18 protein-coding genes are annotated in these 23,559 nt (G+C 70.0%); 15 read left to right on the forward strand and 3 right to left on the reverse strand.

The genetic code is table 11. The features are described 5' to 3' along the window. The first annotated feature begins 4 nt into the window (after positions 1–4). Complete coding sequence (locus FHR33_RS00740; protein WP_183642052.1) at positions 5–949, forward strand: helix-turn-helix transcriptional regulator; 945 nt, start codon at positions 5–7, stop codon at positions 947–949. A 101-nt stretch (positions 950–1,050) separates the two neighbouring features. Here the strand turns inward: FHR33_RS00740 and FHR33_RS00745 are convergent, their stop codons facing one another. After that, on the reverse strand, positions 1,051–2,040 hold the full coding sequence (locus FHR33_RS00745) for a serine hydrolase domain-containing protein (RefSeq protein ID WP_183642055.1): 990 nt from the start codon (positions 2,038–2,040) through the stop codon (positions 1,051–1,053). A 370-nt stretch (positions 2,041–2,410) separates the two neighbouring features. Between FHR33_RS00745 and FHR33_RS00750 the strand changes: the two genes are divergently transcribed. From FHR33_RS00750 to FHR33_RS00775, 6 genes are all read left to right on the forward strand, one after another. Next, positions 2,411–2,761, forward strand: coding sequence for a bifunctional 3-phenylpropionate/cinnamic acid dioxygenase ferredoxin subunit (locus tag FHR33_RS00750; RefSeq protein WP_183642058.1), 351 nt, complete (start codon positions 2,411–2,413; stop codon positions 2,759–2,761). After that, positions 2,758–3,930: an NAD(P)/FAD-dependent oxidoreductase gene (locus FHR33_RS00755; RefSeq protein WP_183642072.1), complete on the forward strand. Its 1,173-nt coding sequence runs from the start codon at positions 2,758–2,760 to the stop codon at positions 3,928–3,930. The genes FHR33_RS00750 and FHR33_RS00755 overlap by 4 nt, the downstream gene beginning before the upstream one ends. Positions 3,931–3,944: 14 nt before the next feature. Further along, positions 3,945–5,030 carry an S-(hydroxymethyl)mycothiol dehydrogenase gene (locus tag FHR33_RS00760; RefSeq protein ID WP_183642075.1) on the forward strand — a complete coding sequence of 362 codons (1,086 nt, stop codon included), beginning with the start codon at positions 3,945–3,947 and terminating at the stop codon, positions 5,028–5,030. A 141-nt stretch (positions 5,031–5,171) separates the two neighbouring features. After that, positions 5,172–5,795, forward strand: a complete 624-nt coding sequence (locus FHR33_RS00765; protein WP_183642077.1) for an MBL fold metallo-hydrolase — start codon at positions 5,172–5,174, stop codon at positions 5,793–5,795. 27 nt (positions 5,796–5,822) lie between these two features. Further along, the gene (locus FHR33_RS00770; protein WP_312895292.1) at positions 5,823–6,947 is read left to right on the forward strand and encodes an aromatic ring-hydroxylating oxygenase subunit alpha; all 1,125 of its coding nucleotides are present in this window, start codon (positions 5,823–5,825) and stop codon (positions 6,945–6,947) included. Further along, entirely contained in the window at positions 6,923–9,193 is a 2,271-nt protein-coding gene (locus tag FHR33_RS00775; protein WP_376773086.1) for an FdhF/YdeP family oxidoreductase, read from the forward strand. Before FHR33_RS00770 ends, FHR33_RS00775 begins: the two co-directional genes overlap by 25 nt. Here the strand turns inward: FHR33_RS00775 and FHR33_RS00780 are convergent. Further along, positions 9,190–9,963 carry an IclR family transcriptional regulator gene (locus tag FHR33_RS00780; RefSeq protein ID WP_221240853.1) on the reverse strand — a complete coding sequence of 258 codons (774 nt, stop codon included), beginning with the start codon at positions 9,961–9,963 and terminating at the stop codon, positions 9,190–9,192. The two genes, FHR33_RS00775 and FHR33_RS00780, sit on opposite strands and share 4 nt — an antisense overlap. A gap of 127 nt (positions 9,964–10,090) precedes the next feature. On the opposite strand from FHR33_RS00780, the gene betA reads away from it, so the two are divergent. Beyond that, the gene (gene betA, locus FHR33_RS00785; protein ID WP_183642080.1) at positions 10,091–11,728 is read left to right on the forward strand and encodes a choline dehydrogenase; all 1,638 of its coding nucleotides are present in this window, start codon (positions 10,091–10,093) and stop codon (positions 11,726–11,728) included. Positions 11,729–11,777: 49 nt separating this feature from the next. On the opposite strand, the gene purU is transcribed toward betA, so the two are convergent. Beyond that, entirely contained in the window at positions 11,778–12,641 is an 864-nt protein-coding gene (purU, locus tag FHR33_RS00790; protein ID WP_183642084.1) for a formyltetrahydrofolate deformylase, read from the reverse strand. A 225-nt stretch (positions 12,642–12,866) separates the two neighbouring features. Between purU and FHR33_RS00795 the strand changes: the two genes are divergently transcribed. The 7 genes from FHR33_RS00795 (at position 12,867) to FHR33_RS00825 (ending at position 23,550) form a co-directional block, all read left to right on the forward strand. Then, positions 12,867–14,327 carry an aldehyde dehydrogenase family protein gene (locus FHR33_RS00795; protein WP_183642087.1) on the forward strand — a complete coding sequence of 487 codons (1,461 nt, stop codon included), beginning with the start codon at positions 12,867–12,869 and terminating at the stop codon, positions 14,325–14,327. A gap of 24 nt (positions 14,328–14,351) precedes the next feature. Beyond that, the gene (locus FHR33_RS00800; RefSeq protein ID WP_183642090.1) at positions 14,352–15,413 is read left to right on the forward strand and encodes a quaternary amine ABC transporter ATP-binding protein; all 1,062 of its coding nucleotides are present in this window, start codon (positions 14,352–14,354) and stop codon (positions 15,411–15,413) included. Continuing rightward, positions 15,410–17,398, forward strand: coding sequence for an ABC transporter permease subunit (locus FHR33_RS00805; RefSeq protein WP_183642093.1), 1,989 nt, complete (start codon positions 15,410–15,412; stop codon positions 17,396–17,398). The genes FHR33_RS00800 and FHR33_RS00805 overlap by 4 nt, the downstream gene beginning before the upstream one ends. Before the next feature lie 75 nt (positions 17,399–17,473). After that, entirely contained in the window at positions 17,474–18,457 is a 984-nt protein-coding gene (locus FHR33_RS00810; RefSeq protein WP_312895293.1) for an ABC transporter substrate-binding protein, read from the forward strand. 186 nt (positions 18,458–18,643) lie between these two features. Further along, entirely contained in the window at positions 18,644–21,052 is a 2,409-nt protein-coding gene (locus FHR33_RS00815; protein WP_183642099.1) for a GcvT family protein, read from the forward strand. 12 nt (positions 21,053–21,064) lie between these two features. After that, positions 21,065–22,321, forward strand: a complete 1,257-nt coding sequence (glyA, locus tag FHR33_RS00820; RefSeq protein ID WP_183642102.1) for a serine hydroxymethyltransferase — start codon at positions 21,065–21,067, stop codon at positions 22,319–22,321. Then, entirely contained in the window at positions 22,318–23,550 is a 1,233-nt protein-coding gene (locus tag FHR33_RS00825) for a sarcosine oxidase subunit beta family protein (RefSeq protein WP_183642105.1), read from the forward strand. The genes glyA and FHR33_RS00825 overlap by 4 nt, the downstream gene beginning before the upstream one ends. The last annotated feature ends 9 nt before the right edge of the window (positions 23,551–23,559 follow it).

A 23,559-nucleotide genomic window follows, 5' to 3' on the forward strand; every position in this document is an offset into this window, starting at 1 on the left:
GAGCATGGCTCATTCGACCGAACGCCTCTTCTCGCTGCTCTCCTGTCTGCAGTCAGGTCGCCCGATGTCCGGACGAGAACTCGCCGCTCGGCTGGACGTCGATGTCCGGACGGTTCGCAGGGACATCGCCAGGCTCAGGGACATGGGTTACCGCGTCGACGCCGGACCCGGTCCGCACGGGGCATACGAACTGCGCGCCAGCGCGGCCATGCCGCCCTTGGTGCTCTCGGACGAAGAGACCGTGGCGCTCGTTGTGGGCATGGCCCTGGCCACGGCCAGGTCAGGCCTGACCGGCACGGCGAGCAGCGCGCGGGGCGAAGACCCAGCCCGGAGCGCGCTGGGCAAGCTGACGCGGGTGCTGCCGCGCCCGCTGGCGGCGACGTGCCGGCGCGTCACCGAGGCCCTGACCACCTCGCCCGAGGTCACGGTCCCCGTCGACGCGGGACTCCTCGCCACCCTGGCACAGGGGGCCGAGCAGGGCCGGACCGCGATGCTGGAGCTGAGCGACGGCACCACGCCAGAGGTGCAGCCCCACCGGCTGCTCCTTCGGCGCAGGCGGTGGTACCTGCTCGCGCGGGCTGACGACACCTGGGCGGTCCACCGGTTGGACGGCATCCGGTCCTGCACCCTGACGCGGACGTCCTTCGCCCCTCACCCCCTCACCCCCGGCCGAGAAGCGCAGGAGCTCGAGCGCCTCCTGCCCGACCGGCGGATCCGGGTACGCATCAGGTTCGAGGCCGACTCCGCCGCCGTCATCGACCGCTTCCGCAACGAAGAGCCCGACGTCATCAAGGACGGCCCGCGGCACGTGATCCTGACCGCTCGCGTCGACTCGCTGGAGTGGGCGGCCATGCTCGCGACCCTCGTGGACGAGGCCTTCACGGTCCTCGAGCCGAACGAGCTGAAGCAGCGCTGCCACACCCTCGGCCGGCGTCTGGCCAACGCCTGATCGACCACCCGCGACCGGTCGATACGGCGACCGGTCGCGGGTGGTCAACCCGTCCGCGGGGATGAGACCGCGGCCGGTCAGGCGCTGGGACAGATCGCGGCTTATGAGGCCACGGTCCGGAACAGGGTGGCGGCTGTGCCGTCCACGGATCGGGCGGTGCCGCTCAGCACGACGACACCGATCCGCCGTTCCGGGTCGAAGCCGACGTAGGAGGCGAAACCGCCGGTGCGCCCGTTGTGCCAGATCCGGCGGCCGCCACCGATCTTCGGATGCAGGAGGGTCTCCATCCAGCCGAGCTGGACGGCCTGCAACGGGTTGACGCGGTGCTCGGTCCGGCGGCTGAGGCCGACGGCCTCCTCGCGGCACTCGATCTGGGCCTGGAGAAAGGTGAGCAGGTCCGCCGCCGTCGAGCGGAGTCCGCCCGCCCCTGCCAGAGCGGCCATGTTCCAGGGCGGGGTCGGTCGACCGCGCCGGGTGTGTCCCTGGATGACGGGCTCACCGAGGCTGGTCCTGGTCATGCCCAGCGGCTTGCACACGTCCTCGGTGACGAGCGTCGCGTAGTCGGTTCCCGCCCGGGTGGCCAGTGCCAGTCCGAGCAGGCCGGCGCCGAGATTGGAGTACCGGAACCGGGTGCCTGGAAGGGAACGGAGACGGGTGCCGGCCAGCCCTGCGAGGATCGTGGCGTCGTCGTAGCGCGCGTAGGGGTCGCGGTTGCCGTTCGGGAAGTCCCTGATCATCTGCCAGGTCGCCCCCCTGGGCAGGCGCGGCAGCCCGGAGGTGTGCTGCGCCAGATGCCGCAGCGACACCTCCCTGCCCTCGCGCGCGGGCATGGCGGTACCCGCCGGCAACAGGTCGCGCACCGGCTCGTCCAGCGCCGCCGTACCCGCGACGACCTGCCTGGCCAGCGCCAGAGCGGTGAACACCTTGGTCACCGAGCCGATCTCGAACACGGTGTCGCCGTCGGGCGCGCCGGGCCCGGCGCCGCGGATCTCGGTGCGCCCTTCCGCGAGCACCCCCACCACCGCCGCGGACCGTCCGGCCGCCAGGCCGCCGGCCGCCTCCTGGACGATCGACTCAAGATCGCGGCCCACGGGCACCCCTTCCGAACGACACTCAGACCGAACCACAGGAAGGGTACGGCTTCTCGGCGGGGAGTCCTGATCGGGGCGCCCCTGTCCCGGCGTCCCAACGACGAGTGACCGCAAGCGCCCGGGTGCCCACCGTGGCGGCCCGGCCACGCAAGGACACGGCGACGGCGTCGATCGGCTCCCGCCTGTCACGGCGCGTCTCCGTCAACGCCCTGATCAGCGAGCTGCCACCCCGTTGGTGATCGCCGGAGCGGCTTCGACATCAAATCGCGCACTTCTCGGGCAAACCGGTCTTGACATCCGCAACCCCACACCCGCACCCTGTTGCGTATAGCGCGAGATGTTTCTCTTTGTGAAACCGAGGTGTGACACGATGATCCCAGCGTGCCCACTTGCATCACTGCCGAGAGGCGAGGCCCTCCGCCTCGAAGCCGATCCGCCCATCGCCGTCTTCCACACCGAGGAGGGCGAGATCCTGGCCATCGACGACACCTGTACGCACCAGGATGCCTCGTTGGCCGACGGCTGGCTCGAGGGGTGCGAGATCGAATGCCCGCTGCACGCCTCGCGGTTCGACCTCCGTACCGGCCGGGTGGATGCCCCTCCTGCCAAGCGCCCGGTCCGCACCCATCAGGTGGTGATCGAGGACGACGTCATCTACGTCGTGCCGTCCGAGGAGGAGCCGAACCTGCCGCCCGGCGTCACGCTGAAGGGGCAGGCGTGAACACCGTCTGCGTCGTGGGCGCCTCGCTGGCCGGGCTCCTGACGGCCCGCGCGCTGCGCGGCCAGGGGTACACGGGCCGCCTCGTGCTCGTCGGGGAGGAGAGGCACCGTCCCTACGACCGGCCGCCTCTGTCCAAGGACTTCCTCAGGGGCGCCGTCGGCGAGGCCGATCTCGCGCTGGAGGGCGAGGGAGAAGAGCTCGACGCCGAATGGCGGCTCGGCGTGGCCGCGACCGGGCTCGACGCCGTCGCCCGCCGCGTGACGCTGAGCGACGCCACCTCGATCAGAGCCGACGGCATCGTGATCGCCACCGGGGCCTCCGCCCGCACCCTGCGGGACTCACGGGGGCTGGCGGGTGTCCACACGCTGCGCACGCTCGACGACGCCCGCGCGCTCCGCCGCGAGCTGGGCGAAGGCAGGCGGCTGGTCGTGATCGGCGGCGGCTTCATCGGCGCCGAGGTGGCCGCCACGGCGTGTGAGCTCGGCCTGGAGGTCACGCTCGTGGAGTCGGGGCCCGCGCCGCTGGCCGGCGTCCTCGGCGCCCCGATGGCGGAGGCGATCGCCACCCTGCACGAGAGGCGCGGCGTGCGCCTGGTGCGCGGCGCCTACGTCACGGAGCTGACAGGAGCGGGCAGGGTGGACGGGGTGCGGCTGGCCGACGGCGCCCACCTGCCCGCCGACGTCGTCGTCGTGGGGATCGGGGCGATCCCCAACATCTCGTGGCTGGAGGGGAGCGGCCTCGAGCTCGGCGACGGCGTGCTCTGCGACGAGGGCGGCGGCACCCGCGTGCCCGGCGTCGTCGCGGTCGGCGACTGCGCGGCCTGGTTCGATCTCGCGCAGGGCGGCCACCACAGGATCGAGCACTGGACCGGCGCCAGGCAGCGGGCCGCCGTCGCGGCGGCGACGCTGCTGTCGGGCGGCACGGCTCGCCCCGAGCCCGCCCGCCCCCCTTACTTCTGGTCCGACCAGTTCGACATCAAGATCCAGTTCATCGGGCACGCCGGGCACGCCGACTCGGTGACCGTGGAGGAGGGCGACCTCGCCGGCCACAGCTTCCTCGCCGTCTACCGGCAGGGTGAGCGTCCTGTCGCGGTGCTGGGAGTCAACCAGGTCAGGCTGTTCACCCGATGGCGCCGCCACTTGGAGACCGCGCCGGTCCAGGCCGGCTAACACAGGAGTGAATCATGGCTCATGAAGTACGCGGCGTGGTCGCGACGGGCAAGGGCAGGCCGGTGAGCCTGGAGACGATCCTGGTCCCCGACCCAGGACCGGGCGAGGCGCTGGTGAAGGTGCAGGCGTGCGGCGTCTGCCACACCGACCTGCACTACCGCGAGGGCGGCATCAGCGACGACTTCCCCTTCCTGCTCGGCCACGAGGCGGCGGGCGTGGTGGAGGCCGTCGGCCCCGACGTCAAGGACGTCGCCGTCGGCGACTTCGTCGTCCTCAACTGGCGCGCGGTGTGCGGCTCCTGCCGCGCCTGCCTGCGGGGCCGCCCGCAGTACTGCTTCGCCACCCACAACGCCACGCAGAAGATGACGCTGAAGGACGGCACGCCGCTCAGCCCCGCGCTCGGGATCGGCGCCTTCGCCGAGAAGACGCTGGTGGCCGCGGGGCAGTGCACCAAGGTCGATCCCGCGGCCGCGCCCGCCGCGGCGGGGCTGCTCGGCTGCGGCGTGATGGCCGGCCTCGGCGCCGCCGTGAACACCGGCGCGGTCAGCCGCGGCGACTCGGTCGCGGTGATCGGCTGCGGCGGCGTGGGCAACGCGGCCATCGCGGGATCGCGGCTGGTCGGAGCCACCACGATCATCGCGGTGGACGTCGACGACCGGAAGCTCGACTGGGCCCGCGGGTTCGGCGCGACCCACACGGTGAACGCGAAGGAGAGCGATCCCGTCGAGGCCGTGCGGGAGCTCACCGGCGGGTTCGGCGCCGACGTGGTGATCGACGCGGTCGGCCGTCCCGAGACCTTCAAGCAGGCCTTCTACGCCCGCGACCTGGCCGGGACCGCCGTGCTCGTGGGCGTGCCCACCCCGGAGATGACGCTGGAGCTGCCGCTCCTCGACGTCTTCGGCCGCGGCGGCGCGCTGAAGTCCAGCTGGTACGGCGACTGCCTGCCGAGCCGTGACTTCCCCCTGCTGATCTCGCTCTACCTGCAGGGCCGCTTCGACCTGGACGCCTTCGTCACCGAGACCATCGCCCTCGACGACGTCGAGGCCGCCTTCACCAAGATGCACCACGGCGACGTCCTGCGCTCGGTGGTGGTGCTGTGATGGATCCGCAGCGGAGCGAGGACATCCGTCACAGCTTCAGCCTGGCGGAGCCGGGCCAGGGGGCACTGTGATGGATCCGCAGCGTAGCGAGGACATCCGTCACGGCTTCAGCCAGGCGGAGCCCGGTCAGGGAGCACTGTGATGAGGGTCGAGCGGTTGGTCACCTCGGGGACGTTCAGTCTGGACGGCCAGACGTGGGACGTCGACAACAACGTGTGGCTCCTCGGCGACGACGACCAGGTTCTGGTCATCGACGCCGCCCACGACGCGGACGCGATCGCCGAGGCCGTCGGCGACCGCAGGCTTGTGGGCATCGTCTGCACGCACGCGCACGACGACCACGTGAACTCCGCCCCCGAACTGGCCGCCCGCACCGGCGCGCCCGTCCTCCTGCACCCCGACGACTCGGTGTTGTGGAAGCTCACGCATCCGGCAGCCGCTCCCGACCAGGCGCTGGCGAACGGGCAGATCATCAGGATCGGCGACAGCGCCGTCCATGTCCTTCACACTCCAGGGCACGCTCCGGGCGGCGTCTGCCTGTACGTGCCCGAGCTGGGCGTCCTGTTCTCCGGCGACACGCTCTTCCGCGGCGGACCCGGGGCGACGGGCAGGTCGTACAGCGACTTCCCGACGATCATCTCGTCCATCAGCCGAACGCTGCTCACGCTGCCGGCCGAGACCGTGGTCCACACCGGCCACGGCGACGACACCAGCATCGGAGCCGAGGCTCCGCAGCTCGAGGACTGGATCCGCCGAGGGCACTGACCCGGCCCGTACCAGAGGAGTACTCCCGTGACGACCTCAAGCCCCGCCACCACCTCCAGCGTGATCCCCACCCTGCCCGGCCACTACTACACCGATCAGGAGCTGTTCGCGCGGGAGCAGAAGAACATCTTCGAGGCGATGTGGTTCTGCGTGGTGCGCTCGTCCGACCTGCCGAAGCCGGGCTCGTTCAAAACGGTACAGGTGGGGGGCGAGAGCATCCTGGTCACCAGGGCGCGCGACAAGACGGTACGCGCCTTCTTCAACGTCTGCAGGCACCGTGGCGCGCAGCTGTGCGCCGAGGAGTCAGGCGAGGTCAAGCGGGCCTTCCAGTGCATGTACCACGCATGGACCTACGACCTCGACGGCAAGCTGATCGCCGCGCCCAACCTCACCAAGATGGCCGATCTCGACCGCGTCGAGTACGGCCTGGTGAAGGTGCACGTCCGTGAATGGCTCGGCTACGTGTGGGTGTGCCTGGCCGACGAGCCGCCCTCCTTCGAGGAGGACGTGCTCGGCGCCGTGACCGAGCGGCTCGGCGCCCTGGAGCTGATCGACAACTACGACGTGGCGGGGCTCGAGGTCGGCCGCAGGATCGTCTACGACGTGAAGGCCAACTGGAAGCTCATCATCGAGAACTTCATGGAGTGCTACCACTGCGCCACGATCCACCCGGAGCTGACCGAGGTGCTGCCCGAGTTCGCCGACGGCTACGCGGCGCAGTACTTCGTCGGGCACGGCGCGGAGTTCGGCGAGGAGGTCCGCGGCTTCACCGTGGACGGCTCCGAGGGGCTCGACCGCATCCCCGGGGTGAGCGAGGACCAGGACCGGCGCTACTACGCGATCACGATCAAGCCGCAGGTTTTCATCAACCTGGTTCCCGATCATGTCATCGTGCATCGTATGTTTCCCTTGGCGGTCGACAGGACCGTCGTCGAATGTGACTGGCTCTATCTTCCCGGCGTGGTGGCGAGCGGAAAGGACCTCGACAAGTCCGTCGAGCTCTTCCACCGCGTCAACGAGCAGGACTTCGAGGCGTGCGAGCGCTGCCAGCCCGCGATGGGTTCGCGCACGTACGCCAGGGGAGGAGTGCTCGTGCCGAGCGAGCACCACATCGGCGCTTTCCACGAATGGGTACAGGACAGGATCGGCTGACAGTGGTTCGAAAGGCGCCGCGCGACGATGCCGGCGACGAGGGCATGCGGGTCGTCCCGCCCAAGGACTGGGCGGGCGGCCTGCCGGCCGTGGCCCACGCGATGGAGACGGCCTATCGCCAGATGGGGGTGGGCCGCACCGCGCTGACCCTGCTCCAGGTCAACCAGAAACGCGGCTTCGACTGCCCCGGCTGCGCCTGGCCCGAGGGTGAGCATCGCAGTCCCGCCGAGTTCTGCGAGAACGGAGCCAAGGCCGTCGCGGAGGAGGCCACCACGCGAAGGGTCGGGCGGGAGTTCTTCGCCGCCCACCCCGTGGGCGAGCTGGCCGTCCGCAGCGACCACTGGCTCGGCCAGCAGGGCAGGCTCACCGAGCCCATGCACAAGCCTGCGGGCTCCGACCACTACGTGCCGATCGCGTGGGAGGCCGCCTTCGAGATCATCGCCAGGGAGCTGCGCGCGCTCGGCGGTCCCGACGAGGCGGTCTTCTACACCTCGGGCCGCACCTCCAACGAGGCCGCGTTCGTCTACCAGCTGCTCGTGCGCCGCTTCGGCACCAACAACCTGCCCGACTGCTCCAACATGTGCCACGAGTCAAGCGGCTCGGCGCTCAACCAGACGCTCGGCATCGGGAAGGGCACGGTGTCGCTGGAGGATCTGCACAGGGCGGAGCTCATCTTCGTCGTGGGGCAGAACCCCGGCACCAACCATCCCCGCATGCTCACGGCGCTGGAGCGGGCCAAGCGTGGAGGGGCCCGCATCATCGCGGTCAACCCGCTGCCGGAGGCGGGCCTGCTGCGCTTCAAGAACCCGCAGAAGCCCTCCGGTCTCGGCAAGGGCACCGCGCTCGCCGACCGCTTCCTGCAGATCCGGCTCAACGGGGACATGGCGTTGTTCCAGGCGCTGTCCCTGCTCCTGCTCGACTCCGCCGACCAGGAGTTCATCGAGCGGCACACCCACGGCTTCGAGGACTGGGAGCGCCACCTGCGCGCGCTCGACTGGGAGCGGGTGCTGGAGGCCACCGGCCTGTCCATGGCCGAGCTCGAGGCGACGGCCGAGGACGTGCGGGCGGCGGGTTCGGTCGTCGTGTGCTGGGCCATGGGGCTGACGCAGCACCGCAACTCGGTGGCCACGATCAGGGAGGTCGTGAACTTCCTGCTGCTGCGCGGCAACGTGGGAAGGAGCGGCGCAGGGGTCTGCCCGGTGCGCGGGCACTCCAACGTCCAGGGCGACAGGACCATGGGCATCTACGAGAAGCCGTCACAGGCGTTCCTCGACGCGCTGGGCAAGGAGTTCGGGTTCTCGCCGCCAGGCCACCACGGGCTCGACACCGTGGAGGCGATCAGGGCCATGCGCGACGGTTCGGCCAAGGTGTTCGTCGGAATGGGCGGCAACTTCGTCAGAGCCACTCCCGACAGCGACGTCACCGAGGCGGCGCTGCGCCGTACCCGGTTGACCGTGCAGATCTCCACCAAGCTGAACCGCTCGCACGCGGTGTGCGGCAGGGAGGCGCTCATCCTGCCCACGCTCGGCCGTACCGAGCGGGACCCCGCCGGCTACGTGACCGTCGAGGACTCGATGGGCCTGGTGCACGCCTCCACGGGCCGGCTCAGACCGGCCTCGGCCGAGCTGCTGTCCGAGGTGGCCATCGTCTGCCGGCTGGCGGGCGCGCTGTTCGGCGACGACCCGCACGTGCCGTGGGCCGGCTTCGAGCACGACTACGGAGCGATCAGGGACAGGGTGTCGCGGGTGATCCCCGGCTTCGAGGACTTCAACGCCCGCGCGCCAGGCGGCTTCGCGCTGCCCAACGCGCCGAGGGACGAGCGCAGGTTCCCCACCGCCACGGGGAAGGCCAACTTCACCGTCAACGCGCTCGAGGTGCTGCGGGTCCCGCCAGGCCGGCTGCTGTTGCAGACGGTCAGGAGCCACGACCAGTACAACACCACGATCTACGGGCTCGACGACCGCTACCGAGGGGTGAAGGCGGGACGCAGGGTCGTCTTCGTGCATCCGGACGATCTGGCCGAGCGCGATCTGGCCGACGGCGACCTGGTGGACCTGATCAGCGAGTGGCCGGACGGCGAGCGCAAGGCCGAGGGGTTCAGGGCGATCGCCTATCCGACGGCGCGCGGCTGCTGCGCGGCCTACTTCCCCGAGACCAACGTGCTGGTGCCGCTGGACTCGGTGGCCGAGACGTCCAACACCCCGACGTCCAAGAGCGTGGTGGTACGGCTGGAGCGAGCCGGCTAGCCCGCGTAGCCGAGGCGGCGGCTGATCTCCTCGGCGCCGTCGATGAGGACGGGGGCCAGCTCGTGCATGCGCTCGGCGCTGAAGCGGTAGGCGGGCCCCGAGGCGCTGACGGCCGCGACGACCTCTCCGTGGTAGGAGCGGATGGGCGCGGCCATGGCGTTGAGCCCCTCCTCCAGCTCCTCCAGGCAGAAGGCGTAGCCGGTCGAGCGGGCCTCGTCCAGTTGCCGCTCCAGCGCGTCGACCGCCGTGATCGTCCTGGGCGTGAAGCTCTCCAGCTTCCCGTCGGACAGCAGCTTGGCGCGCTGCCCGTCCTCCTGGTGGGCCAGCAGCACCTTGCCGCTGGAGGTGGCGTGGAGCGGCGTCACCTGGCCCACCCAGTTGTAGGCGGTGACCGCGGACGGGCCTCTGACCTGGTCGAGGTTGATCGCGTAGGAGGAGCGGAGCACGGCGATGTTCACCGTCTCGCCGATCGCCTCCGCCAGCCGCTGGCAGACGGCCCGCGCGCGCTGGGTGATGTCCATCTGCGTGCTGACCCCGCCGGCCAGCCTGATGATGCCGAAACCGAGGCGATACTTGCCCCGGTCCTCGGCCTGCTCGACGAGGCCGCGCGCCTCGAGCGCGCCGAGCAGCCTGAAGGCGGTCGACTTGTGGACGTCGATCTCGGCGGCCACCTCGCTGACCCCGGCTTCGCCCCGGCGCGAGAGGATCTCCAGCACGCTGATCGCCCGATCGACCGACTGCACGCCCCCGCTGCTCGAGTCGTTGCTCATAGCGAAACTGTAAGTGCTGAAGGCAACCGAGTCGAACTCATCGTCAAAAGATCTCCTGTTGCGACTAGTGCAACACAATGCGCAGGACGCTACGATTCGGTGAAACGCGCGAGCGAGACGAGGCAACATGACGTCACAGCACTACGACTTCGTCATCGTCGGAGGCGGCTCGGCGGGCAGCGCCCTGGCCAACCGGCTCTCCGCGGACCCCGCCACGCGGGTGCTGGTCCTCGAGGCCGGCCGTCCAGACTATCCGTGGGACGTCTTCATCCACATGCCCGCGGCCCTGCCCTTCCCGATCGGCAACCGCCTCTACGACTGGAAGTACGAGTCGGAGCCCGAGCCGCACATGCACGGCAGGCGCATCTACCACGCCCGCGGCAAGGTGCTCGGCGGTTCCAGCAGCATCAACGGGATGATCTTCCAGCGCGGCAACCCCCTCGACTACGAGCGGTGGGGCGCCGACCCGGGGATGAAGACATGGGACTACGCCCACTGCCTGCCGTACTTCAAGCGGATGGAGAACTGCCTGGCCGATCCCGGCACGCCCTTCCGCGGCCACGACGGGCCGCTGGCGCTGGAGCGGGGGCCGGCGAGCACGCCGCTCTACGACGCCTTCTTCGAGGCCGTGCAGCAGGCGGGCCACCCGCTCACCGACGACGTCAACGGCTACCGCCAGGAGGGCTTCGCCCGCTTCGACCGCAACATCAGGCGCGGCCGCAGGCTCAGCGCCGCCCGCGCCTACCTGCACCCCGTCATGAAGCGCCCCAACCTCACCGTCAGGACGCGGACGCTGGTGACGCGGGTCATCTTCGAGGGCAGGCGCGCCGTCGGCGTGGAGTACGACGGCGGAGCCGTCAGGGCGGGCGAGGTCATCCTGTGCGGAGGCGCGATCAACTCGCCGCAGCTCCTGCAGCTGTCCGGCGTCGGCAACGCGCGGGAACTGGGCGCCCTGGGCATCGACGTGGTGCACGACCTGCCGGGCGTGGGGGAGAACCTCCAGGACCATCTCGAGGTCTACATCCAGCACGGCTGCAGCCGGCCCGTCTCCATGCAGCCGAACCTGCAGAAGTGGCGCCACCCGTGGATCGGCGCGCAGTGGCTGTTCCTGCGGAGCGGACCCGGCGCGACCAACCACTTCGAGGCAGGCGGCTTCGTCCGCAGCAACGACGACGTCGACTACCCCAACCTGATGTTCCACTTCCTGCCCATCGCCGTGCGCTACGACGGCTCGGCGCCCTCGGGAGGGCACGGCTACCAGGTGCACGTCGGGCCCATGTACTCCGACGCGCGCGGCTCAGTCAAGATCAAGAGCACTGACCCCCGGCAGCACCCCGCCCTGCGCTTCAACTACCTGTCGACCGAGCAGGACAGGCGGGAGTGGGTGGAGGCCGTCAGGGTGGCCCGCGACATCCTGGGCCAGCCCGCGCTCGGCGCGTACAGCACGGGCGAGATCTCGCCGGGCCCCTCGGTGGAGAGCGACGAGGAGATCCTCGACTGGGTCGCCAAGGACGGCGAGACGGCCCTGCACCCGTCGTGCACGGCCAGGATGGGCGTGGACGACCTGTCGGTGACCGACCCGGAGACGATGCGGGTGCACGGCGTCGACGGGCTGAGGGTGGTGGACGCCTCGGTCATGCCGTACGTCACCAACGGCAACATCTACGCGCCGGTGATGATGCTGGCGGAGAAGGCGGCCGACCTGATCCTCGGCAACACGCCGCTGCCGCCCGAGCCGACGGAGTTCTACCGCCACAGGGCATGAGGAAAGGCGGTGGGGGCCGGCGCCCCCACCGCCTCGTCACGCGGCGGGCTCAGCGGAAGACGACCGTCCTGTCCCCGTTGAGCAGCACGCGTTGCTCGCTGTGCCACTTGACGGCCCTGGCCAGCACCTGGGCCTCGACGTCCCGGCCGGCCGCGACCAGGTCCTCGGGGTCGAGCTCGTGGTCCACCCTCGCCACGTCCTGCTCGATGATGGGCCCCTCGTCGAGGTCGGCCGTGACGTAGTGGGCGGTGGCGCCGATGAGCTTCACCCCCCGCTCGTGGGCCTGGTGGTACGGCTTGGCGCCCTTGAAGCCCGGCAGGAACGAGTGGTGGATGTTGATGGCCCGGCCTTCCAGGCGCTTGCACATGTCGTCGGAGAGGATCTGCATGTAGCGGGCCAGCACCACCAGGTCCGCGTCGTACTCGGCCACCAGGTCGAGCACCTTGGCCTCGGCTTCCGCCTTGCCGTCAGCGGTGACCGGGACGTGGTGGAAGGGCACGCCGTAGGAGGACGCGAGCGGCTCCAGATCGGGATGGTTGGAGACGATCGCGGGGACATCGATGTTGAGGCCCCCCACCTGTCTGCGGAAGAGCAGGTCGTTCACGCAGTGGCCGAACTTCGACACCATGACGAGCGCCCTGGTGGGCGTCGCCGCGTCGTTGAGCTGCCAGGTCATCTGGAACGACTCGGCGACGTAGGCGAAGCCCTCGCGCAACTCCTCCAGGCCGTCATGGGCGGCGAAGTGCACGCGCATGAAGAAACCGCCGCCGCGCCGGTCGTTGAACTGCTTGCTCTGCAACATGTCACCGCGGTGCTGGACGAGGAAGCTGCTCACCGCGTACACGATGCCTGGCTTGTCCGAGCAGGAGACGGTGAGGATGAACTCGCGGCCTGGGCCTGGACGAGGGGACATCACACCTCCTTGTGTTGCGTATTACGCAAAATGGTGATGTATACGCAACAGCGTGGACGCGCGAGCGTCCGCTCGTCAAGAGGGGTGACTCGGGATAAACGGAATCACAACGTATGGATTCACCCAGTGATTCCCCCAAACCCTTGACGAACGGAGGGTAACGGGTCAATTGTGTTCCCCATTGAGCATGGCCTTGCGTCATACGCAACGATCAGAGGTGTGCCGATGACCGATCTCTACATCGGCGGCACGTGGACCAAGCCGGTCGCCGGCGGACAGCGGAGTATCCTCTCGCCCGCCGACGGCAGCCTCGTGACCACGGTCGCCGAAGCAACAGCGGCCGACACCGTGGCCGCCATCAGGGCCGCGCGGCACGCATTCGACAGCGGTCTCTGGCCCTTCACTCCCGCAAGGGAACGGGGCGCGCTGCTGTCCAAGGTAGCTGACCTGGTGGAACGCGACCGCGACGCCTTCGCCCGCGCCGAGTCGGGCGACACGGGCAAGCGCCTGGTCGAGAGCGAGTACGACGTCGACGACTCCGTCTCATGCCTGCGCTACTTCGCGGGCGTGGCGGGCACCGACGCGGGACGGGTCATCGACACCGGCCGCGACGACGCCATCAGCAGGGTCGTCTACGAGCCCGTCGGGGTCTGCGGCCTGATCACGCCGTGGAACTACCCGCTGCTGCAGACCACGTGGAAGGTGGCGCCGGCGCTCGCCGCAGGCAACACCTTCGTGCTCAAGCCGAGCGAGCTCACTCCGAGCACGGCGATCCTGCTCGTCAGGGCGCTGCAGGAGGCCGGACTGCCCGAGGGCGTGGCCAACCTCGTGCTCGGCGCGGGACCCGAGGTGGGCGCGCCGCTGGCCGAGCACCCCGACGTCGACATGGTGTCGTTCACCGGCGGCCTGGCGACGGGACGGCGCATCATGGCGGCGGCTTCGGCCACCGTGAAGCGCGTCGCGCTCGAACTCGGGGGCAAGAACCCCAACATCGTCTTCGCCGACGCGGACTTCGAGACCGCCGTCGACTTCGCCCTCACCGCCGTCTTCCTGCACTCGGGGCAGGTCTGCTCGGCAGGCGCGCGGCTGCTGGTGGAGGACTCCCTGCACGACGCCTTCGTCGACGAGGTGGTCAGGAGAGCCGAGCGTATCCGGCTCGGCGGACCCTTCGACCCCGAGGCGCAGGCGGGCCCGCTCATCTCAGCGGCCCACCTGGCGAAGGTGGAGGAGTACGTGGCCGCGGGCCTCGCCGAGGGCGCGACCCTCCGCTGCGGCGGCAGCAGGCTGGAGCGCGACGGCTACTTCTACCCGCCGACCGTGCTCGACGACTGCAAGCAGGGCATGCGCGTGGTGCGGGAGGAGTCCTTCGGCCCCGTGCTGACCGTCGAGCGCTTCACCGGCGAGGAGGAGGCGATCCGCCTGGCCAACGACACCGAGTACGGCCTGGCCGGCGCCGTCTGGACCCAGGACGCGGGCAGGGCCCAGCGTGTCGCGGGACGGCTCCGCCACGGCACGGTGTGGATCAACGACTACCACCCCTACGTGCCCCAGGCCGAATGGGGCGGCTTCAAGCAGTCGGGCATCGGCCGCGAGCTCGGCCCGACCGGACTGGACGAGTACCGCGAGATCAAGCATGTGTGGCAGAACACCCGCCCGCGCCCCCAGCGGTGGTTCCCCGCGAACTGACGCTCCGACGACCAAGAGGTGGCCATGACCGTGCCGTCACTGACCGAACCACGTCAGCTCGACACCGACACCCCACCTGTCCTCGCCGTCAGGGGACTGTGGAAGGTGTTCGGTCCCAAGGCCGACGGAGTCGTCGGCACCACGCTCAGCCGTAAGGAGCTGAAGGAGCAGACCGGCTGTGTCGCCGCCGTGCGCGACGTCTCCTTCGACGTCCGGCGAGGCGAGGTGTTCGTCGTCATGGGCCTGTCGGGCTCGGGCAAGTCCACTCTCGTCCGCTGCCTGACCAGGCTGATCGAGCCGACGGCGGGCGAGATCGTGCTGGACGGCGAGGACATCCGCAAGGCCGACGACCGCAGGCTGCGCGAGCTGCGCAGGCACCGCATGGCCATGGTCTTCCAGCACTTCGGGCTGCTGCCGCACCGCTGCGTGCTGGACAACGTGGCCTTCGGCCTGGAGATCCGTGGCGTGCCCAAGCAGGAGCGCTACGCCCGCGCCCGTGAGGTGGTGGACCTGGTCGGGCTCAACGGATTCGAGAACTCCTACCCCGACCAGCTGTCCGGCGGCATGCAGCAGCGCGTCGGACTGGCCCGCGCGCTGGCCGCCGACCCCGAGGTGCTGCTGTTCGACGAGCCGTTCTCCGCGCTCGACCCGCTGATCAGGCGGGAGATGCAGAACGAGGTCATTCGCCTGCACCACGAGGTCGGCAAGACGATGGTCTTCATCACCCACGACCTCAGCGAGGCGCTCAAGCTCGGCGACAGGATCCTCATCATGCGCGACGGCGAGCTCGTCCAGGTCGGCACGCCCGACCAGGTGGTGGGCGCGCCCGCGGACGACTACGTCAGGGACTTCGTCAGCGACGTCCCCCGCTCGCACGTCCTGACGCTGCGCTGGATCATGCGCCAACCCCTGATGGACGAGTCGCTCGACGGTCCCGTGCTCGGCCCCGACGTCGTCATCCGCGACGCGGTGCACACCGTGCTGTCGGCCGACAGGCCGGTCCGCGTGATCGAAGGCGACGACCTGCTCGGAGTCGTCACCAGCGCCGAGATCCTCGAGGTGATCGCGGGAGGGCAGGAACGATGACCACCGTGGCGGTGGTGGCCGCCAGGCTGCCTGCCCGCAGATACCTGCTCCTCGCGGTGCTCGCCCTGTGGGTGCTCGGCTGGGCGGTCTTCGAAGGACGTGACACGCTCGGCCTCGGCGGCGCCGAGCTGACGCCCCTGCACACCTCGCTCAACGAGGGCATGGACGCCATCGACGACAGCCGCAACAGCAACCCGTTCTTCCTGTACTTCATCAACTACGTCAGGCTCTTCCTCGACGAGGCGGTGACCTTCGTCCAGGCGTTGATCAGCCAGCCCTCCTTCGGCCGTCCGCTGCCCGTCCTGGGCTGGCTCGGCGTCGTCGCGCTGGCCACGGCGATCGCGTGGCTGTGGGGCAACGGCAAGGTGGCGCTGCTCACCGCCGCGGGCCTGATCTCCTTCGGCGTGCTGGGGCTGTGGCAGGAGAGCATGGACACCCTCGCTCTCACGCTGACCGCGGTGGTGCTCTCGCTGGCCGTCGGCATCCCGCTCGGGGTGTGGGCGGGGCTGAACGACCGGTTCAACCGGCTGGTGACGCCGGTGCTCGACTTCATGCAGACGATGCCGACGTTCGTCTACCTGGCGCCGCTGACGCTCTTCTTCCTCATCGGCCCTGCCAGCGCCACGGTCGCCACGATGATCTACGCCATCCCGCCGGCGATCCGCATCACCTCCCACGGGATCAGGCAGGTCTCGCACGACACGCTCGAGGCGGGGGCGTCGCTGGGCGCCACGGGGGTGCAGTCACTGCGCCACGTGCGGCTGCCGATGGCCAAGCAGACGATCATCGTCGGTGTCAACCAGACCATCATGGCGGCACTGTCCATGGCGACCATCGCGGCGCTCATCGACGCGCCCGGTCTGGGCAAGACGGTGCTGAAGGCGTTGCAGACCCTCGACGTGGGCACCGCGTTCAACGCGGGCCTGGCCATCGTCATCATGGCCGTCGTCCTGGACCGGGTGACCTCCGCCGCCAGCAGGAGGGTGGAGGCCGACCGGCGGGCCGGCCGGCTGCGCGGCACCAGGAGGCGCAGGCTGGAGCTGGCGGGCGCGTTCGGCGTCGTGGCCGTACTCGGCTACCTGTCCTACACCTACGTCTGGGCCGCGGACTTCCCGATCCAGGCCAACCTCGGCTCCTACGTGCGCCAGGCAGCGGACGCGGGAAGCCTGTGGGTGCAGGACAACCTCGCCGCCTACACCGACGCGCTCAAGAACGTGCTCACCAACACGCTGCTCAACCCGTTCGAGAAACTGCTCACCGCCTCACCGTGGTGGCTCGTCCTCGCCGTCGCCGTCGCCGTCGCACTGCTGGTGGGCAGCGTCCGCGCGGCTCTCGTGACCGCCGCGGGGCTGCTGGTGCTGGTGCTGCTCGGCCTCTGGCAGGACAGCATGGTGACGCTGGCCTCGACGCTCGTCGCGACGATCCTCGTCATGGTGCTCGGCGTGGTGCTGGGCGTGTGGATGGGCCGCAGCGACAGGGTCGACACGGTCCTCAGACCGGTGCTCGACGCGGGCCAGACCATGCCCGCCTTCGTCTACCTGGTGCCGATCCTCGGACTGTTCGGCCCGACGCGGTTCACCGCGATCATCGCGGCCGTCGTCTTCGCCGCGCCCATCGCCATCAAGCTGGTGGCCGAGGGCATCAGGCGGGTCTCGCCCACCACCGTGGAGGCCGCCATCTCGGCGGGCACGGGGACGTGGCAGCTCATCTCCAAAGTCCAGCTCCCGATGGCGCGCAGCGGTGTGACGCTGGCGGCCAGCCAGGGACTGATCTACGTGCTGTCGATGGTGGTCGTCGGCGGCCTGGTAGGAGCCGGAGCCCTCGGTTACGACGTGGTGGCCGGCTTCTCCCAGCACCAGCTCCGCGGCAAGGGGCTGGCCGCCGGGCTCGCGATCGTCGTGCTCGGCATCGTGCTCGACCGCGTCATGCGCGCCGCCACGCAGCGGGCCGACGTGGCCGCGCACGGCGGTGTGACCCACAAGTAGCGGTGTGACCCGGCAAGTACCGGTGTCGCCCACAAGTAACGGAAAAGCCGGTCAGTGAGAACTCAGGAGGACCAGGTGGCGTTGTCAAGGAGTGGAAGGGTCAGGGCGATCGTGCTCGTGACCGGCACCGGTCTCCTGCTCACCGCGTGCGGAGGAGCGAAGGTCGGGGAGGCCCAGCAGCCCGCGGCAGGGGGCGAGGGGAAGAACTGCGGGACGTTCAACCTGGCCATCAACCCGTGGGTGGGATACGAGGCGAACGCCGCCGTCATCGCGCACGTGGCGGAGAAGAACCTCGGCTGCAAGGTGGTGAAGAAGGACCTCAAGGAGGAGGTGGCGTGGCAGGGCTTCGCCACCGGCGAGGTCGACGCGATCGTGGAGAACTGGGCCCACGACGACCTCAAGAAGAAGTACATCGAGGATCAGAAGGTGGCCGTGTCGGCCGGTCTGACCGGCAACAAGGGCGTCATCGGCTGGTACGTGGCGCCGTGGATGGCCAAGAAGTATCCCGACATCACCGACTGGAACAACCTCAACAAATACGCCCCGCTGTTCAAGACCTCCGAGTCCGAGGGCAAGGGCCAGCTGCTCGACGGCGATCCCTCGTTCGTCACCAACGACGCGGCCCTGGTGAAGAACCTCAAGCTCGACTACAAGGTGGTCTACGCGGGCAGTGAGGCCGCGCTCATCACCGCCTTCCGTCAGTCGGAGAAGCAGCAGAAACCCGTCCTCGGCTACTTCTACGAGCCGCAGTGGTTCCTGTCGGAGCTCAAGCTGGTCAAGGTGAATCTGCCCGCCTACACCGAAGGCTGCGACGCGGACGCGGCCAAGGTGGCGTGCGACTACCCGCCCTACGATCTCGACAAGATCGTGAGCAAGAAGTTCGCCGACTCCGGCAGTCCCGCCTACACGCTGGTCAAGAACTTCACCTGGACGAACGACGACCAGAACCTCGTGGCGAAGTACATCGCCGAGGACAAGATGACCGCGGAGGAGGCCGCCGCCAAGTGGGTGGCCGACAACCCCGCCAAGATCAAGCCCTGGCTGCCGCCGGCGAGCTGACGCACCACCGGCCCGATCGCACCTGCCTGCGATCGGGCCGGTCCTAGATGGTCATTGGAACGTTCTAAAGCGCCGCAAAGCCGTACGGAATAAGACAGAACACCTATTGACACCCGGAAGGCAGCGAGCGACGCTTGTTGCGGAAAACGCTTTTGGTTGCATATGTCGCAACAACGGAGGTGGCTAATGACGGGCCCGAGCGTCGTCATCATCGGGGCGGGCGTGGTCGGCGCGGCCCTGGCCGACGAGTTGTCCGCCCGCGGCTGGACCGAGGTCACCGTGGTCGACCAGGGAGACGTACCCGCCACCGGCGGCTCCTCCTCCCACGCCCCCGGCCTGGTGTTCCAGACCAACGGCTCGAAGACCATGACCGAGATGGCCCGCTACACGGTCGAGAAGTTCGTCGCCCTCGACAGCTTCCTCCAGGTGGGCGGCCTCGAGGTGGCCACCACCCCCGAACGGCTTGCCGAACTGCACCGCAGGCACGGCTGGGCGGCCGCGTGGGGGATCGAGGCGCACCTGCTCTCGCCCGAGGAGTGCGTGGCCAAGCACTCCCTCCTCGACGGATCCAAGGTGCTCGGCGGCCTGTTCCTGCCCACCGACGGCCTCGCCAAGGCGGTCAGGGCGGTCGACGCGCAGCTCGCCAGAGCGCGGGAGCGCGGAGTGCGGGTGCTGCCCAGGCATGAGGTCCTGGACATCAGGAGCGAGGGCGGCAGGGTCACCTCGGTGGTGACCGACCAGGGCGAGATCGCCGCCGACATCGTCGTCTGCTGCGCCGGCATCTGGGGGCCGAAGGTCGCCCGCATGGTGGGCATGAACCTTCCCCTCACGCCGCTGGCCCACCAGCTCGCCTGGACAGGGCAGGTGCAGGAGCTGGCGGGACAGACCGAGGAGGCCACCAGGCCCATCCTGCGCCACCAGGACGCCGACCTCTACTACCGCGAGCGCTTCGACACCCTGGGCATCGGCTACTACGGTCACCGGCCGATGCCGATCAGCGCCGACGACATCCTGTCGGTCGACGCCGCCGAGGTGATGCCCTCGGTTCTCACCTTCACCCCTGACGACTTCGCCGACGCGTGGTCGGCGACCCAGGAGCTGCTTCCCTCGACCCGGTCGGCCAAGGTCGAGGAGGGCATCAACGGGCTGTTCTCCTTCACCACCGACCACCTGCCGCTGATGGGGGAGTCACCCCAGGTCAAGGGGTTCTGGGTGGCCGAGGCGGTCTGGGTCACCCACTCGGCGGGCGTCGGCCTGGCGATGGCCGAGTGGCTGGTCGACGGCCACTGCTCCTCCTTCGACCTGCACGAGTGCGACGTCAACAGGTTCGAGCCGCACCAGCTCGCCCCCGACTACGTGCGGGCCAGGGGCTGCCAGAACTACGTCGAGGTCTACGACATCATCCACCCTCTCCAGCCCATGGAGGAGCCCAGGCCGCTGCGCACCAGCCCCTTCCACCCCCGCCAGCAGGAGCTCGGCGCGATCTTCCTCGAGGCCGCGGGATGGGAGCGCCCTCAGTGGTACGGCGGCAACGCCGGGCTGCTCAAGGGAAGAGACATCCCCACTCCGGGCGACTGGGCCGCACAGTACTGGTCCCCGATCGTCGGCGCCGAAGCCCAGGCCACCCGCGAGTCCGTCGCGATGTACGACATGACCGCGCTCAAGCGCCTGGAGGTCAGCGGCCCCGGTGCCGTCGCCTTCCTGCAGTCCCTCACCACAGGCGACGTGGACAAGTCGGTCGGCTCCGTGACGTACTGCCTCCTGCTCGACACCGACGGCGGCATCCGCAGCGACGTCACCGTCGCCCGCCTCGGTCCCGAGGAGTTCCAGGTCGGCGCGAACGGCAACCTCGACCTCGACTGGTTCGACCGGCACCGCCCCCGCGACGGCTCGGTGCAGGTGCGCGACCTCACCGCCGGCACCTGCTGCGTCGGCGTCTGGGGCCCGCGCGCCCGCGACCTGGTCCAGCCGCTCACCACCACCGACCTGACCGCCCTGCGCTACTTCCGCGGCACCCGCGCCTACATCGGCAACGTGCCCGTCACGATGCTGCGCCTGTCCTACGTCGGCGAGCTGGGCTGGGAGATCTACACCACCGCCGACATGGGACTCAAACTCTGGGACACCCTGTGGGAGGCGGGCCAGGACCACGGCGTCCTCGCCGGCGGCAGAGGCGCCTTCACCAGCCTGCGCCTGGAGAAGGGCTACCGCTCCTTCGGCACCGACATGACCTACGAGCACGACCCCTACGAGGCGGGCCTCGGCTTCGCCGTGAAGCTGGACAAGGGCGACTTCGTCGGCCGCGACGCCCTGCTGGCCCGCAAGGAGTCGGTGAAGCGCAGGCTCACCTGCCTGCTCACCGACGAGGTGGTCATGGGCAGGGAGCCGGTCTACGACGGCGAGCGCGCCGTCGGCTACGTCACCAGCGCCGCCTACGGATACACGATCGGCAGGGGCGTCGCCTACGCGTGGCTGCCAGCTGCGCTCGCGACCCCCGGCCAACCGGTGGACATCGGCTACTTCGACCGCAGGGTTGGGGCCGTGGTCGCCGAGGAACCCCTGTTCGACCCGGCGATGCAGCGCCTGCGCGGTTAGAAAGGACCCCAGATGATCGACACCCCGCTGGACGTGGTGGACCCGGAGGTGCACGCCGCCATCGGCGACGAGCTCGCCCGGCAGCGCTCGACGCTGGAGATGATCGCCTCGGAGAACTTCGCCCCGGCCGCCGTCATGGCGGCCCAGGGCTCCGTCCTCACCAACAAGTACGCCGAGGGCTACCCCGGCAGGCGCTACTACGGCGGCTGCGAACACGTCGACGTGATCGAGCAGCTGGCCATCGACAGGGTCAAGGCGCTGTTCGGCGCCGAGGCGGCCAACGTGCAGCCGCACTCGGGCGCCCAGGCCAACGCCGCCGTGATGGCCGCGCTGATCGAGCCGGGCGACACCATCCTCGGGCTCGACCTGGCCCACGGCGGCCACCTCACCCACGGCATGCGCATCAACTTCTCCGGACGCCTGTACAAGGTGGCCGCCTACCACGTGCGCGAGAGCGACGGTCTGGTGGACATGGAGGAGGTCGGGCGCCTGGCCCGCGAGCACCGGCCCAGGCTCATCATCGCCGGGTGGTCGGCCTACCCCCGCCGGCTGGACTTCGCGGCCTTCCGGCGCATCGCCGACGAGGTGGGCGCCTACCTCATGGTCGACATGGCGCACTTCGCCGGACTGGTGGCCGCGGGCCTGCACCCCTCGCCCGTGCCCCACGCGCACGTCGTCACCACCACCACGCACAAGACGCTCGGCGGCCCGAGGGGCGGGGTCATCCTGTCCACCGAGGAGCTCAGCAAGAAGATCAACTCAGCGGTCTTCCCCGGGCAGCAGGGCGGCCCGCTGGAGCACGTCATCGCGGCCAAGGCCGTCGCCTTCAAGATCGCTTCGGAGGAGGCGTTCCGCGACCGGCAGCGGCGCACGCTGGAAGGGGCGCGCATCCTCGCCGAGCGCCTGCTGGCCCCCGACGCGGTCGCCTCGGGCGTGCGGGTGCTGACCGGCGGTACCGACGTGCACCTCGTCCTGGTCGACCTGCGCGAGTCGGAGCTGGACGGCAGGCAGGCCGAAGACCGCCTGCACGAGGTCGGCATCACGGTGAACCGCAACGCCGTGCCGTTCGACCCACGGCCCCCCATGGTCACCTCCGGGCTGCGCATCGGCACCCCCGCCCTCGCCACCCGCGGTTTCGGCGCCGCCGACTTCACCGAGGTGGCCGACATCATCGCCACCGCGCTGTCGCCGCGAGCCGACCTCTCGTTCCTGCGCGGCAGGGTCGAGACCCTGGCCGGCAAGCACCCGCTCTACGGAGAGGCCCGATGAGCCCGCGCACACCCGGCGCCGACCTGCCCGAGCACCCCGACCGGCTGTGGAGCGCCGCCGAGCCGAAGTCCTCCTACGACGTCGTGATCGTCGGCGGCGGAGGGCACGGCCTGGCCACCGCCTACTACCTGGCCAAGAACCACGGCATCACCAATGTCGCGGTCCTGGAGCGGGGGTGGCTGGCCGGCGGCAACATGGCCCGCAACACCACGATCATCAGGTCCAACTACCTGTGGGACGAGAGCGCGGGGATCTACGAGCACGCGCTCAAGCTGTGGGAGGGGCTGGAGGAGGAGCTCGACTACCCGCTGCTGTTCAGCCAGCGCGGCGTGCTCAACCTCGCCCACAGCCTCCAGGACGTGCGCGACAGCGTACGGCGGGTGCACGCCAACAACCTCAACGGCGTCGACGCCGAGTGGCTCGACCCCGAGCAGGTGAAGCAGGTCTGCCCGATCGTCAACATCTCGCCCGACGTGCGCTATCCGGTGCTGGGCGCCACCTTCCAGCCCAGGGCGGGCATCGCCAAGCACGACCACGTGGCATGGGGCCTGGCCAGGGCGGCCGCGGCGCTCGGCGTCGAGTTCATCGAGCACTGCGAGGTCACCGGTCTCCAGGTGCGCGACGGCAGGGTGACCGGCGTGGAGACCACGCGCGGGACGATCGCGGCGGGCAGGGTCGCGCTGTGCGCGGCGGGGCACACCTCGGTCGTGGCCGCCACCGCGGGCATCGACCTGCCGATCCAGAGCCACCCGCTGCAGGCGCTGGTCTCCGAGCTGCTGGAGCCGGTGCATCCGACGGTCGTCATGTCCAACGCCGTGCACGTCTACGTCAGCCAGGCGCACAAGGGCGAGCTGGTCATGGGCGCGGGCATCGACGCGGCCAACTCCTACCGCCAGCGCGGCGCCTTCCACATCATCGAACGGCAGATGGCCGCCGCGCTCGAGCTGTTCCCCGTCTTCGCCCGCGCCCACGTGCTGCGGACCTGGGGCGGGGTCGTGGACGTCTCGCCGGACGCCTCGCCGATCGTCGGCCTGACCCCGGTGGAGAACCTGTATCTCAACTGCGGCTGGGGCACCGGCGGCTTCAAGGCGACCCCCGGAGTGGGCTGGTGCTTCGCCCACACGGTGGCCAACGACGAGCCGCACCCGCTCAACGCCCCCTTCTCCCTTGACCGATTCACCACCGGGGCGCTCGTCGACGAGCACGGCGCCGCCGCGGTCGCGCACTGAGGACCTCAC

It is taken from the genome of Nonomuraea dietziae, from assembly GCF_014195505.1.
Lineage (GTDB): Bacteria > Actinomycetota > Actinomycetes > Streptosporangiales > Streptosporangiaceae > Nonomuraea > Nonomuraea roseola.

What these genes read in the sequence shown, in the direction of transcription:
- FHR33_RS00740 (WP_183642052.1), top strand. Translation starts at nt 5, where the DNA reads ATGGCTCATTCGACCGAACGCCTCTTCTCGCTGCTCTCCTGTCTGCAG.
- FHR33_RS00750 (WP_183642058.1), top strand. Translation starts at nt 2,411, where the DNA reads ATGATCCCAGCGTGCCCACTTGCATCACTGCCGAGAGGCGAGGCCCTC.
- FHR33_RS00760 (WP_183642075.1), top strand. Translation starts at nt 3,945, where the DNA reads ATGGCTCATGAAGTACGCGGCGTGGTCGCGACGGGCAAGGGCAGGCCG.
- FHR33_RS00765 (WP_183642077.1), top strand. Translation starts at nt 5,172, where the DNA reads ATGAGGGTCGAGCGGTTGGTCACCTCGGGGACGTTCAGTCTGGACGGC.
- FHR33_RS00775 (WP_376773086.1), top strand. Translation starts at nt 6,923, where the DNA reads ATGGGTACAGGACAGGATCGGCTGACAGTGGTTCGAAAGGCGCCGCGC.
- FHR33_RS00780 (WP_221240853.1), bottom strand. Translation starts at nt 9,963, where the DNA reads ATGAGCAACGACTCGAGCAGCGGGGGCGTGCAGTCGGTCGATCGGGCG.
- betA (WP_183642080.1), top strand. Translation starts at nt 10,091, where the DNA reads ATGACGTCACAGCACTACGACTTCGTCATCGTCGGAGGCGGCTCGGCG.
- purU (WP_183642084.1), bottom strand. Translation starts at nt 12,641, where the DNA reads ATGTCCCCTCGTCCAGGCCCAGGCCGCGAGTTCATCCTCACCGTCTCC.
- FHR33_RS00795 (WP_183642087.1), top strand. Translation starts at nt 12,867, where the DNA reads ATGACCGATCTCTACATCGGCGGCACGTGGACCAAGCCGGTCGCCGGC.
- FHR33_RS00800 (WP_183642090.1), top strand. Translation starts at nt 14,352, where the DNA reads ATGACCGTGCCGTCACTGACCGAACCACGTCAGCTCGACACCGACACC.
- FHR33_RS00805 (WP_183642093.1), top strand. Translation starts at nt 15,410, where the DNA reads ATGACCACCGTGGCGGTGGTGGCCGCCAGGCTGCCTGCCCGCAGATAC.
- FHR33_RS00815 (WP_183642099.1), top strand. Translation starts at nt 18,644, where the DNA reads ATGACGGGCCCGAGCGTCGTCATCATCGGGGCGGGCGTGGTCGGCGCG.
- glyA (WP_183642102.1), top strand. Translation starts at nt 21,065, where the DNA reads ATGATCGACACCCCGCTGGACGTGGTGGACCCGGAGGTGCACGCCGCC.
- FHR33_RS00825 (WP_183642105.1), top strand. Translation starts at nt 22,318, where the DNA reads ATGAGCCCGCGCACACCCGGCGCCGACCTGCCCGAGCACCCCGACCGG.